10 protein-coding genes and 1 tRNA gene are annotated in these 12,621 nt (G+C 72.1%); 5 read left to right on the top strand and 6 right to left on the bottom strand.

Annotated features, from left to right (window positions below):
* Window positions 1-54 precede the first annotated feature (54 nt).
* Complete coding sequence (locus ADY59_RS03070; protein ID WP_049557231.1) at window positions 55-1,191, top strand: sensor histidine kinase; 1,137 nt, start codon at window positions 55-57, stop codon at window positions 1,189-1,191.
* Between the two features lie 13 nt (window positions 1,192-1,204).
* Here the strand turns inward: ADY59_RS03070 and ADY59_RS03065 are convergent, their stop codons facing one another.
* Window positions 1,205-4,213 carry a BTAD domain-containing putative transcriptional regulator gene (locus ADY59_RS03065; protein WP_049557343.1) on the bottom strand — a complete coding sequence of 1,003 codons (3,009 nt, stop codon included), beginning with the start codon at window positions 4,211-4,213 and terminating at the stop codon, window positions 1,205-1,207.
* 66 nt (window positions 4,214-4,279) lie between these two features.
* Between ADY59_RS03065 and ADY59_RS03060 the strand changes: the two genes are divergently transcribed.
* The gene (locus tag ADY59_RS03060; protein WP_049557228.1) at window positions 4,280-5,137 is read left to right on the top strand and encodes an NAD(P)-dependent oxidoreductase; all 858 of its coding nucleotides are present in this window, start codon (window positions 4,280-4,282) and stop codon (window positions 5,135-5,137) included.
* Here ADY59_RS03060 and ADY59_RS03055 read toward each other — a convergent pair.
* On the bottom strand, window positions 5,134-6,504 hold the full coding sequence (locus tag ADY59_RS03055) for a cystathionine beta-synthase (protein WP_049557341.1): 1,371 nt from the start codon (window positions 6,502-6,504) through the stop codon (window positions 5,134-5,136). The genes ADY59_RS03060 and ADY59_RS03055 overlap by 4 nt on opposite strands.
* 124 nt (window positions 6,505-6,628) lie before the next feature.
* Between ADY59_RS03055 and ADY59_RS03050 the strand changes: the two genes are divergently transcribed.
* The 3 genes from ADY59_RS03050 to ADY59_RS03040 all read left to right on the top strand — a co-directional run bounded on the left by ADY59_RS03050 (window position 6,629) and on the right by ADY59_RS03040 (window position 10,594).
* Entirely contained in the window at window positions 6,629-7,612 is a 984-nt protein-coding gene (locus tag ADY59_RS03050) for an SGNH/GDSL hydrolase family protein (RefSeq protein ID WP_231618510.1), read from the top strand.
* 60 nt (window positions 7,613-7,672) lie between these two features.
* Window positions 7,673-9,013: an outer membrane protein assembly factor BamB family protein gene (locus ADY59_RS03045; protein WP_231618509.1), complete on the top strand. Its 1,341-nt coding sequence runs from the start codon at window positions 7,673-7,675 to the stop codon at window positions 9,011-9,013.
* Between the two features lie 363 nt (window positions 9,014-9,376).
* Entirely contained in the window at window positions 9,377-10,594 is a 1,218-nt protein-coding gene (locus ADY59_RS03040; protein WP_049557223.1) for an acetyl-CoA C-acetyltransferase, read from the top strand.
* A gap of 52 nt (window positions 10,595-10,646) precedes the next feature.
* Here ADY59_RS03040 and ADY59_RS03035 read toward each other — a convergent pair whose 3' ends face one another.
* From ADY59_RS03035 to ADY59_RS03020, 4 genes are all read right to left on the bottom strand, one after another.
* Entirely contained in the window at window positions 10,647-11,057 is a 411-nt protein-coding gene (locus ADY59_RS03035; RefSeq protein ID WP_049557222.1) for a PPOX class F420-dependent oxidoreductase, read from the bottom strand.
* A gap of 101 nt (window positions 11,058-11,158) precedes the next feature.
* Window positions 11,159-11,392 carry a DUF4287 domain-containing protein gene (locus ADY59_RS03030; RefSeq protein WP_049557338.1) on the bottom strand — a complete coding sequence of 78 codons (234 nt, stop codon included), beginning with the start codon at window positions 11,390-11,392 and terminating at the stop codon, window positions 11,159-11,161.
* A 159-nt stretch (window positions 11,393-11,551) separates the two neighbouring features.
* A complete protein-coding gene (locus ADY59_RS03025; protein ID WP_049557220.1) occupies window positions 11,552-12,340 on the bottom strand; it encodes a Bax inhibitor-1/YccA family protein in 789 nt (262 codons plus the stop codon).
* Window positions 12,341-12,509: 169 nt separating this feature from the next.
* Window positions 12,510-12,582 (bottom strand) — tRNA-Leu (locus tag ADY59_RS03020).
* Window positions 12,583-12,621: the final 39 nt, after the last annotated feature.

Below are 12,621 nucleotides of genomic sequence, written 5' to 3'. Positions count from 1 at the left end.
GGTCGGCCGATCGGACGATACGAGCTGTCCGACTTGCGGCTTAGGCTCAACGCCGTGGGGGAATCCAAACGCGCCGTCTACTGGATCCGGCGGCTGAGCGAGATCGCGATGCTCGGCTGGCTGAGCATGCTGCTCCTGCTCGACCTCGTGATCGCGGTGGGCTCCGGCGGCCTGCAGTACCTCACGGTGCTCTGCGGGGTCGCGGGCATCGCCGCCGTGGTGCTGCGCCGCCGCTACCGCGTCGAGTCGTTCGCCGTCCTGCTGGGCCTGTCGTTCGTGACGTCGCTGGTCCTGGGCCTGGACGGGGTGGTGGGCGTGCCGGGCACCGCCGAGACCGGCGCGACCCTCATCCTGATCATCGGCGTGCTCCGTCACGTCGAACCGGTGCGCAACGCGGCGATACTGGCCTGCGCCGGGCTGATCGTGCTGATGGCCGAGACGATCTGGCGCTCGGAGGGCAACCAGGCGTTCGCCTTCTCCTTCATGCTGTTCGTCGGCTGGTCGACGGTCGCGGGCGCGGGCGGCTACCTGCGCTTCCAGCAGGAGCGCCGCAACGAGGCCGTCCACTCCGTACGGCGCGCCGAGCGGCTGGAGCTGGCCAGGGAGCTGCACGACCTGGTGGCCCACCACATCACCGGCATCGTCGTGCAGGCCCAGGCGGCCCGCACGGTCGCCGTGTCCAGCCCGGACGCCGTCGTGCCCGCCCTCGACGCGATCGCCTCGGCCGGCAGCGAGGCGCTCACGTCGATGCGCCGCATGGTGACGGTGCTGCGGGCCGACGAGGCGTCCCGCGCTCCCGGCACCTCCCTGGCCGACCTGCGGCTGCTCACCGAGCGGTTCTCGGCCGAGGGGCCGAAGGTGGCGTTCGAGATCGGTTCCGGCCTCGGCGACGGCGCGCTGCCGCCCGAGGTGATCACGACCCTGCACCGGGTGCTGCTGGAGGCGCTCACCAACGTGCGCAAGCACGCCCCGCACACCCGGTGGATCGAGGCATCACTCAAGCGGTACGAGGCCGTCGTGGTGCTGCGGGTGCGCAACTACGGCTCGGCCGCCGACCCCCGTGTGGCCCGGCTCGGCGGCGGCTTCGGCCTGGTCGGCATGGCCGAGCGCGTCGAGGCCCTCGGCGGCCGCCTCCGCGCCGGCCCCACTCAGGAAGGCGCCTGGGAAGTCCTCGCCGAGTTCCCGGCCTGACCCGCCACCCGCCTCACCGTAGTCCCGCGCTCGATCCCGTGTCTGCGTCCCCGCTCGGTCCCGCTTCGCTCGTCGAGGTGTACGCCTGCCGGAAGCGGGGCTCGCCCAGGGCGGACAGGGCCGTGGCGGTGATGCGGTCGACGTCGAAGCGCTCCCCTGCGGCCAGCGGGGTGCCGACGGATCGCCTGGCGGCCGCCGCCCTGCCGAGCAGCGCGGTGGCCCGTACGGCGTCGCCCGCCAGGGCCGAGGCCCCGGCCAGCCCTTCGAGCGCCAGCGCCACCGCCCGCGGGTCGCCGGACGCCCGCGCGGCCGCGTACCCCTCGCGCTGCCGGGCCGCCGCCGTCACCACGTCACCCCGCTGCTCAGCGGCGAACCCCAGCTCCGCCATGACGAACGCGATCCCCGGCGTCCCGCGCACCTCCTCCAGCCAGCCGAGCCAGGGCAGCAGCAACGCCTCGGCCTCCTCGTACCGCCCCTGCCGCCGGGCGCTCATGGCCAGCCCGAGCACGGCGTGCTCCTCCGCCGACTTGTAGGACTGCTCCACGGCCAGCCTGCGGGCCCGCTCGTGATACTCGTCCGCCCGCTCGTAGGCGCCCTCCAGCAGCGCCACCCGGCCCACCGCGGACAGCCGGTACGCCACCTCGAACCCGAGCTCCTCGGCCAGCCGCAGCGCCTCCTCGCGCAGCCGGGCGGCCTCGGCGTAGTCGCCGCGCATCTCGGCCAGCCGGTCGAGCGTGTCCATGGCCTCGATCTGGCCCCACCCGTCACCCAGCTCCCGAAAGATCGCCAAGCTTCGCTCGCCGTCGCGCCGCATCACCTCCAGGTCGGAGCGCACGGCCGCCAGCTTGGAACGCAACTGCAGCGCCACCGCGACACCCCACCTGTCCCGAAGCTCGTCGAACGTCCGCAACGCCCGCTCCACCCCCTCCACATGGGCCCGCTGGTCGCCGTACGCCCATCGCACCTGCGCGGGGAACCAGTCCGCCAGCGCCCGCCCGGCCGCGTCGAGCCCGTCGCGCCGGATGTCCGGCGCCGCCTCCCCGGTGGCCAGCGTCATCCCGGCCAGCCACACGGAAGCCTCAGCCGCCTCCCGGTCCCGTACCGTCCCGGCGGCGGCCAGGGCCGCGGCGATGGACCGGCGCGCCTCGCCGAGCCTGCCGCGCAGGAACCAGTACCAGGCCAGCGCGTTGACCAGCCGCAACGGCTCGGGACCCGCGAGCGCGAGCCGGAAGTTGGCCGCCTCCCGGTCGAGCCGCGCCAGCCATTCCCGCTGGCGGCTCCCCCGCAGCTCGGCGCGCTCGGCGAGCGCCGTGTAGTAGCGCGCGTGCCGCTCCCGGATCGCCTCCTGCTCCCCCGCCTCCCGCAGCCGCTCGCCGCAGTAGGCGGCCACGGACTCCAGCAGCCCGTAGCGCGGCCCCGGCGTGACCAGCGACCGGTCGACGAGCCGCGCCAGCGTGTCGAGCACGTCCACGCCCGGCTCCGCGCACACCTCCTCGGCCGCCTCCAGCGTGCATCCGTCGGCGTGCACGGCCAGCCGCCGCAGCACGATCCGCTCGTGCTCGGCCAGCAGCTCCCAGCTCCAGTCGAGCGTCGCCCGCAGGGTCCGCTGCCGGGCGGGCGCGTCCCGCATCCCGGCCGTCAGCACCCTGAACCGGTCGTCCAGCCGCCGGGCCAGCTCGTCCACCCCGAGCGCCCGCACCCGCGTGGCGGCCAGCTCCAGCGCCAGCGGGATCCCGTCGAGCCGCCGGCAGATCGTGGCGACGGCCGGGCCGGCCGCGATCCCGGCCCGCGCCGTGAACAGCCGCACCGCCGCCGTCTCCGTCAGCGGCTGTACGACACGGACGAGCTCGCCGGTGACGCCGAGCGGCTCCTGCGCCGTGGCCAGCACCCGCAGCCCCGGCACCGCTCTGAGCAGCGCGGACACCATCTCGGCGGCCTGTTCGACCAGGTGCTCGCAGTTGTCCATCACCAGCAGCACCCGTTTGCCGGCCAGCGCGCCCGCCACCCGCTCCACCAGCCCGGCCGGCCCCTCGTCGCGTACCCCCAGCACGTCGGCCACCGCGTCGCCCACGTCGACGGCCCCGGCCAGCTCCACCAGCCACACCACGTCCGCCAGGCCCGGGCGGGCGCCGAGGGCCGTCTCCAGGGCGAGCCGGGTCTTGCCCACGCCGCCGGGCCCGGTGAGGGTCACCAGCCGGTTCGCCGCCAGCAGCCCGTTCAGCTCGGCCACCTCGGCGTCCCGCCCGATCAGGTTCCCGACGGGGACGGGCAGGTCACGCCGCGTGCCCAGGGCCGGCCCCCGGTGAAGGGCGCCCAGGGCCGGGTCCTGGTCGAGGATCGACCGGTGAAGGGCGGTCAGGTCCGGCGACGGGTCGATGCCCAGTTCGTCGGCCAGCCGTTCGCGCAGCGCCGTGAACGCCGCCAGCGCCTCGCCCTGCCGCCCGCCCCGGTACAGCGCCCGCATGTGGGCCGCGACGAGCCGTTCGCGCAGCGGGTGCGCCGCGACCAGGGCGCCCAGGTCGACGCCTCTGCCGAGCGCGAGCCGTACCTCCGCCTGCTCCTCCAGCGCCGTGAGGCGCATCTCCTCCAGGCGCGCGATCTCCGGCCGGGCGAACCCCTCGTCGGCGAAGTCGGCGTACGCCGGCCCCCGCCACAGCGCCAGTGCCTCGTCGAGCTGGGCCGCCCGCTCCCCCGGCCCGGCGGCCTTCCGTACGCAGAGATCGCGGAAGCGGGCCGCGTCCACGTCGGCGGCGGCCAGGCGGTAGCCCGCCGGGCCGTGGACGACGAGCCCCGGGTCGCCGAGCGCGCGCCGCAGCTGCGAGACCCTGGCCTGGAGGGTGCCGACGGGGTTGCGTGGCGGCCTGGCGCCCCACAGGTCGTCCACCAGCCGGTCCACCGGCACCGGCCCGCCCCCGTGCGCCAGCAGGTCGGCCAGCAGCGCCCGGACCTTGGCCTCGGGCACGCGGACCGGCCCGCCGTCGTCGTCCCACACCGCCAGCGGGCCCAGCACCCCGAATCTCACCACGCCAGTGCTAACCCGTAGCGGGCCGGAAGGATTTCCGAAGCGCCTCCCGCCAGGGTGAGGGTCATGAGCGAAGTGACAGTGATCGGCCTGGGGCCGATGGGGATGACGATGGCCGAGACGTTCCTGGCCGCGGGCCACGACGTGACGGTGTGGAACCGTACGGCGAGCAAGGCGGACGAGCTCGTCGCCAAGGGGGCGAAGCAGGCGGACACGGCGGCGACGGGCGAGCTGCTCGTGGTGAGCCAGATCAGTTATCAGGCGATGTACGACAGTTTCGATGACGCCAGGCTTGACGGGAAGGTGGTGGTCAACCTCAGCTCGGACTCCCCGCAGGTGCTGCGGGAGGCGGCCGAGTGGGTGGCGGCGCGCGGCGGCACGCTGATCACGGGCGGGATCATGGTGCCGCCGCCCGGCATCGGCCGGCCAGGCGCGTACACCTTCTACAGCGGCCCCAAGGCGGTCCTCGACCGGTACGCGGCCACGCTGGAGGCGCTGTCGGACGTCACCTACGTGGGCCACGACCACGGCCTGGCGATGCTGTACTACCAGGCCCAGCTGCTGATCTTCTGGTCGTCGACGACCAGCTACATGCACGCGCTGGCGCTGCTGGGCACGGCCGGCGTGGCCCCGGCGGAGTTCCTGCCGTTCGCCAGGGACATGTTCACCGGTCTGGGCTCCGACGGGCCGATGGGGTTCGCCAAGATCCTGGCCGAGGAGACCGCGGCCGGGGTCTACCCGGGCGAGCTGAACAGCCTCCACATGCAGGCCGAAGGTCTCGGCCACGCCGTGGCGGCGCTGGAGGCCGCCGGGCTGGAGACCACGGTGCCGCAGGCCCTGCGCAGGCTGTTCCGGCGCGCCGACGCCGAAGGGCGCGGCCAGGAGGGCCTCGGCACCGTGATCGAGTCGATCAGAAAGCCCTAACGGCCGGCCAGGAAGGCGAGCAGGTCCTGCCGGGTGAGCAGCCCGGCGGGCTTGCCGTCCTCCAGCACCACGGCGGCGTCGGCCTTCTCCAGCACCTCGACCGCGCGGGACACGGGTTCGCCGCTGCCGATCATGGGCAGTGGCGACGACATGTGCTGCGAGATCAGGTCGTCGGAGGAGAGCTTGCCGTGGTAGAGAGCCTCCAGCAGGTCGCGCTCGACGATCGAGCCGACCACCTCGGCCGCCATGACCGGCGGCTCCTCCTTCATGACGGGGAGCTGCGACACCGAGTATTCGCGCATGATCGAGATGGCCGTGCCGACCGACTCGTGCGGGTGCGCGTGCACGAACTCCGGCAGCCCCGGCCCCTTGCGCGCGAGCACGTCGCCGACCCGGCCCTCCTCGGACGCGGTGGTCAGGAATCCGTAGTCGGCCATCCAGTCGTCGTTGAAGATCTTCGACAGGTAGCCGCGCCCGCCGTCGGGCAGCAGCACCACGACGGTGTCGTCCGGCCCCGCCTTGGCCGCCACCTGGAGTGCCGCGACCACGGCCATCCCGCACGAGCCGCCGACCAGCAGCCCCTCCTCGCGGGCGAGCCTGCGGGTCATGATGAAGGAGTCGCGGTCGGACACCGCGATGATCTCGTCACAGATCTCCGTGTCGTACGTGGCCGGCCAGATGTCCTCGCCGACCCCCTCGACCAGGTACGGCCTGCCGGAGCCGCCCGAGTAGACGGAGCCTTCCGGGTCGGCGCCGATGATCCGGACCCGCCCGCCGGAGACCTCCTTGAGATAGCGGCCGGTGCCGCTGATCGTGCCGCCGGTGCCGATGCCCGCGACGAAGTGCGTGATGCCGCCGTCCGTCTGCTCCCACAGCTCCGGGCCGGTGGAGTGGTAGTGGGAGTCGGGGTTGTTGACGTTGGAGTACTGGTCCGGCTTCCAGGCGTTCGGGATCTCGCGGGCCAGCCGGTCGGAGACGGAGTAATAGGACTCCGGGTGGTCGGGCGCGACCGCGGTCGGGCAGACCACGACCTCCGCGCCGTACGCCCGCAGGACGGAGATCTTGTCACCGGCGACCTTGTCCGGCACCACGAACAGGCACCGGTAACCCTTCTGCTGGGCCACGATGGCCAGCCCCACACCGGTGTTGCCCGAGGTCGGCTCGACGATCACGCCGCCCGGGCGCAGCTCGCCGGACGCCTCGGCGGCCTCGATCATGCGGACCGCGATGCGGTCCTTCACCGAGCCGCCGGGATTGAAATACTCGACCTTGGCGAGCACCTGGGCCGGCAACCCCGCCGAGACCTTGTGCAGCCGGACGAGCGGGGTGTTGCCCATCAGCTCGACCAGGGAATCATAAACGCGCACCGAGGTGTTCACCTTCTTTACCGAAGCTTGGTCAGCTGGTCCGGGGCCGAGATCCCGTACGGTTGGCAGGCCCTCGGCTAGTTTCATGCAAACGCTACCGCCGAGTTCGGTTGGGAGGACACACGTGGTCTGGCCAGCGGGCATGGCGCGCGCGGCGCGCAGGATCGCAACAGCCGCGGCGCTGGGGGGAGGAGGCCTGACGGCGCTCGGCGCGACCGCCTACGGCCTGCTGATCGCGGAGGGCATGCTGGCCCGCAAGACCATCGGGCGCCCGCACGGCATGGACGGCCCGCCCTCCGACGGCGACTACGGCGATTTCCCCGGCGAACCACTCAAGCTGGCCATGCTCGGCGATTCCACCTCGGTCGGCCTCGGCCTCACCGATCCCGGCAAGACCCCCGGCGTGCTCATCGCGTGCGGCCTCGCCGCCGTCGCCGAGCGTCCGGTACGGCTGCGCGTCGTCGGCAAGTCCGGGGCGGCCTCGGCCGAGCTGGCCGAGCAGGTCGACGCGGCGCTGGAACTGCGGCCCGACGTGGCCGTCATCTTCGTCGGCGCCAACGACGTCATCACCCAGACCTCGCCCGCCACCGCCGTACGCCACCTCACCAAGGCCGTCAGGCGGCTGCGCGAGGCCGGCGCCGAGGTGGTCGTCGGCACCTGCCCCGACCTGGGCACGATCCGGCCCATCGCGCAGCCGTTGCGCTGGGTGGCGCGGCGCTGGAGCCGCCAGATCGCCGCCGCCCAGACGGTCGGCGTGGTCGACGCCGGCGGCCGTACGGTGGCGTTCGCCGACCTCCTCGGCGAGGAATTCCACGCAAACCCGGGCGAGATGTTCGGACCGGATCGTTTCCATCCATCTGACCGAGGTTACGCACAGGCTGCTTACGCGGTGCTACCTTCTGTATGCGCCGCGTTGGGACTGTGGCCCGAGCCTCGGCCCGCGCGCGGCGAAGGACTGCAACCGATCTACCTTGCGGCGGCCACGGCCGCGGAGGAGCCCGGCACCGAGGTTTCCGCGACCCGGGTCGACGGGCGGGCCAGCGGCACCCACGGCAAGTGGGTCAACCTGTTCCGCCGGCGACTCGGGGAGGGGCTGAACGACGCCTGAACCCGGTCACCCTCCGAACCGGGGCCGTCACTCGTCGTCCACCTTTGGAGTGAATTGCCCGTGCTCCGGCCTCTCGCGACACCGGCTCTCGCCCTCGCCGGAACCCTGGCCCTGGCCGGCTGTTCCAACAGCGACGCAGCCACCGCCAGCTTCCCGACCTGGCACAACAACGAGATCAACGCCGTCAGCCGGATGGCCGCCGCCGGCGGGGTGGTCACCACCACCACCATGAAGCCCGACGGCACGCTGGAGACCGTCTCCCTCGACCAGGCCACCGGCAAGAAGCTCTGGGCCCACCCCGCCACCATGGCGGGCCGCCTCCCCGGCATGGGCGTCTCGCCCCCCGCCCTCGTCGACACCGGCAAGGGCGCCGTCATCGCCGCCCTCGACCCCGCCAAGAAGGGCAACTGGAACGCCACCCTCGTCGCCCGCGACGCCCGCACCGGACGGCAGAAGTGGACCCGGCCCATCCACTCCACCTTCGGCCCCCAGCGCTGCGGGCCCTACGTCTGCCTGTCGGAACACACCGCCCTGTCCAAGGCCCGCGTCGTCGTCCTCGACCCCGCCACCGGCAAGCAGCTGTGGAAGCTGCCCGGCATCGCCGAGGTCGAGTGGTCCGACGCCGGCCGCGTCCTCATGCTCCGGCTCGCCGCCAACCCCATGATCGAGTCGTACGACCTGAAGACCGGCAAACTGCAGTGGCAGCAGCCGATCGAGCAGGCGCTCGGCCCGGGCATCGACATGTCGGGCGGCTGGGCCTTCGGCGCCACCGGCGACAACCTGATCGGCTACGTCGCCCCCTACACCAACCCGCAGACGAAGAAGGTCTCCGCGTTCGGCCTGTTCTCCATCAAGATCAGCGACGGCACGATCAACTGGATGCGGCCTTCCGTCGTCCGCGTCTACCCCTCGGGCAGCCCCGGCTTCGCCCCCGTCGTACGGCCCGTCGACCAGCAGGGCGCCTACGGCGGCTTCGCCCGGCTCGACTCCGGGACCGGCCGCGTCGTCGGCCAGATCACCGCCTCCGACGTGCCCGGCTCCGGCTGGTGGCTGGCCTTCCCCAGCCGCATGGAGAAGCTCGGCTTCCTCAAGCACGGCCACAAGGGGTCCGCCTTCGACCTCGTCACCGGCAAGTCCGTCCCCGTCGACGACCAGCGCGGCTGGTCCTTCTGCGTCACCGACCCCAAGCCCCTCCCCCTGCGCGGCCAGGCACCGGGCTTCTACTCGACCGCCGCCCTGTGCGAGTACAACCTGTCCACCGGCAAGCGCATCCCCGACGCCGCCACCCCGCCCTCCTGGTTCACCGGCAGCCAGGACGGCTGGCGGCTCTGGCGGGACGAGAAGGGCCACGTCCACGCCACCAACGACCGCACCGCCACCACCCCAGGCATGTACGGCTGACCCCTGCCTGCCCCCCTCGACCACCGGCCACCCCGGGGCCGCACTCCCCGGGGGCCCGGCGCGTCCCTCCAAAGGTGCGCCCTCGGGGACACCCCAGAAAGGCGTGGCCTCGACCGGGCGCCGGTGCGGCTTGGTGGCGGCCGCGCGCACCCCGGGCACGTCGGGACGCGGCGTTCGACCAAGCTCGGCGAGTGGTCGTGGCGCCGAGCCCGTCGGACCAGCTCCCGGCAGGCATCCTGCGACAGGCACACCCCCGGCCACCTGCCTGAACCGCCGCCCGGCGGTAAGAATGCGTGGGTGGGGCGTGATGACGGAGAGGTATTGGAATATAGTTCTAGTCACTGTGCTGACAAAGGAGGGGCCATGCCCGAGGCAGTCATCGTCGCAACCGCCCGCTCGCCCATCGGACGGGCCGGCAAGGGGTCGCTCAAGGAGATTCGTCCCGACGATCTGACCGTGCAGATGATCAAGGCCGCGCTCGCCAAGGTGCCCCAGCTCGACCCGGGGACGATCGACGACATCATGCTCGGGTGCGGGCTGCCCGGCGGCGAGCAGGGGTTCAACATGGCCCGCGTGGTCGCGGTGCTGCTGGGGCTGGACGGGGTGCCGGGCACCACGGTCACCCGCTACTGCTCCTCGTCGCTCCAGACCACCAGGATGGCCTTCCACGCCATCAAGGCCGGAGAGGGCGACGTGTTCGTGTCGGCCGGCGTGGAGACCGTGTCGCGGTTCGCGAAGGGCAACTCCGACGGCTGGCCCGACACGATGAACCCGTTGTTCGGTGAGGCCCGGGCCAGGACGAAGGCGTTCGGCGAGGGCGGACGCACCTGGCACGACCCGCGTGAGGACGGGACGGTCCCCGACATCTACGTCGCGATGGGCCAGACGGCCGAGAACCTGGCCCAGATCAAGGGGATCAGCCGCAAGGAGCAGGACGAGTTCGGCGTACGTTCGCAGAACCTGGCCGAGAAGGCGCTGGCCGACGGCTTCTGGCAGAAGGACATCACGCCGGTCACGCTGCCCGACGGCACCGTGGTCAGCAAGGACGACGGCCCGCGCGCCGGCACCACGTACGAGAAGGTGTCCTCGCTCAACCCGGTCTTCCGTCCCGACGGCACCGTCACGGCGGGCAACTGCTGCGCGCTCAACGACGGCGCGGCGGCGGTCGTGGTGATGAGTGACGTGAAGGCCGCCGAGCTGGGCATCACGCCGCTGGCCCGGATCGTGTCGACGGGCGTCACGGGCCTGTCGCCGGAGATCATGGGGCTGGGCCCGGTGGAGGCGAGCAAGCAGGCGCTCTCGCGCGCCGGCATGGCGATCGAGGACGTCGACCTGGTGGAGATCAACGAGGCGTTCGCCGCCCAGGTGATCCCGTCGTACCAGGACCTGGGCATCGACCTGGACCGCCTGAACGTCAACGGCGGCGCGATCGCCGTCGGTCACCCGTTCGGCATGACGGGCGCCCGCATCACCTCCACGCTGATCAACAGCCTCCAGCACCACGACAAGAGCATCGGCCTGGAGACGATGTGCGTGGGCGGCGGCCAGGGCATGGCGATGATCCTGGAGCGCCTGAGCTGACCCGTCCGGCGGGCGTCCGGGCGACGCCCGCCGGTTCACCGTACGAGGACGGTCACCTGTGGACGTCGGGGCCGGCCCGGTCGAGGGTGATGCGCATGATGACGCGGTGCTCGCGGCGCATCGCCTCGCGGTAGTCGTCCCAGTCGGGGTGCTCGCCCGACACCCCCCGGTAGTAGGCGACCAGGTCGTCCATGGCCTCCGGCAGCGAGACGACCTCCGCCGTGCCCTCGACCTGGACCCAGTCGCCGAAGAAGCCGTCGGTGAAGGCGCAGACGGCCACGCCGGGGTCGCGGCGGGCGTTGCGGGTCTTTGCGGCGGCCTCCCTGGTGCTGACGACGACGCGTCCCTCGTCGTCGACCCCCACCACCACCGGGGACATCTGGGGGCGGCCGTCGGCGTGCTTGGTCAGCAGGATGGCCCGATGGTTGCGGGCCAGGAAGTCGCGTGCCTTGTCGAGGTCCATGCGGCCATGATCGCGCGTTCGGGTCCGTGGGTGCCAGCGCGCGGGGGCCGTGTCATGATTCCGCGCCCGTGCGTGGCACGGGCGCGGGTCGTCGGGAGGGCTTAGATGAAGCCCATGCGGTTACGGCGGTACCGCTCGTGTTCGTGCACGATCGCGGCGGCGTAGCCGTGGGTCAGCCCGTGCTCGTCGGCAAGCCAGTTGGCCCGCTCCGCGCACCTCAGGAAAGCCGGGCCGTTGTCGATGGCTTGGAACCACTCGGGGAGTTCGCGTCCCGTGATGGCAGGGACTCTGGCGATGAGCTTTGTCTGCGTCTCCGGTGAGTGGTTCAAGGACATGGGCACCTCCACGGATTAAGGTCCTTTGCTTGACACTGCAACACCGGCAGGCATATGGCAAGGCCCCAACGTGGGAGGATCTTGTCACGGCAGGTAGATTTCCCGTCGCACAGCGAAAGGGCCCCGCCGGATCCGGCGGGGCCCTTCGGTGACTCTCGGTCAGTCGCTACTGGTGAAGTACGAGAGGAACCGGAGCACCTCCAGGTAGATCCAGACCAGGCTCAGCGTGAGGCCGAACGCGCACTGCCAGGCGAACTTCTCCGGCGCGCCCTGCTTGACGCCCTGCTCGACGGCGTCGAAGTCGAGGAGCAGGAAGAAGCAGCCGAGCAGGATCATCGCGGCGCTGAAGACGTAGCCGAGCGGGCCCGCCTCGCGCAGCCCGAGCCCGCCCTCGACGAAGAAGCCGGCCAGCAGGTTGACCAGGACCAGGCCCAGCGCGGCGACCGCGGCGGCGATCACGTACTTGACCATCTTGGGGGTGACGCGCACGATGCGCAGCGCGTAGACGGCGAGCACGCCGCCGAACGCCATCGCGGTGCCCAGAACCGCCTGCACGACGATGCCGCTGGTGGCGGACTCGAAGACCCGGCTGAGCGCGCCGAGGAAGACGCCTTCGAAGGCGGCGTAGGCGAGGATGAGCGCCGGGTTGGTGCTCTGCTTGAACGAGGCGACGAGGCCGAGCACCAGCGCGACGAGGGCCGCGCCGATGGCGACGGGGATGGACACCTTGAGGTACCACGCCGCGCCGGCGGCCACGACGAGGGTGCCCAGCGTCATGAAGCCGCGGACCACGACGTCGTCGATCGTCATCGTGCGGTGGGCGGGGGGCGCCGGGGGGCTGTACGACGGGGCGTCGTACATGTTCTGCAGCTGGTCAGGCGTCGGGGCCTGGCCGCCCCAGCCCGCCGACTGCCGTGATCTGCTGAAAACGGGGTTCTTGCTCTCCATCGCTGCCTCCTGTGCGCCGAGCCTATGGGACCGGACGGCACCTAGGTCAACTCGCGCTCGGATCTATGTAGTTTCGAGACTTCAGCCGGGGGGACAACGAACGCCACGCCGCGGAAGTTCCCAAGGTCGTCGGGCCGATAAATGAAGCATTTCCCATGGTAGAAGCCGGTGCCCCCGGCGGGATTCGAACCCGCACGTCAACCCTTTTAAGGGGTTTGCCTCTGCCATTGGGCTACGGGGGCGCCGCAATCATACGAAACGGACCATGCTTCCGAGGAGCA

The organism is Nonomuraea sp. SBT364 (assembly GCF_001083785.1).
Classification (GTDB): Bacteria; Actinomycetota; Actinomycetes; order Streptosporangiales; family Streptosporangiaceae; genus Nonomuraea.
This window is presented reverse-complemented; position numbering and strand designations above follow the sequence as displayed.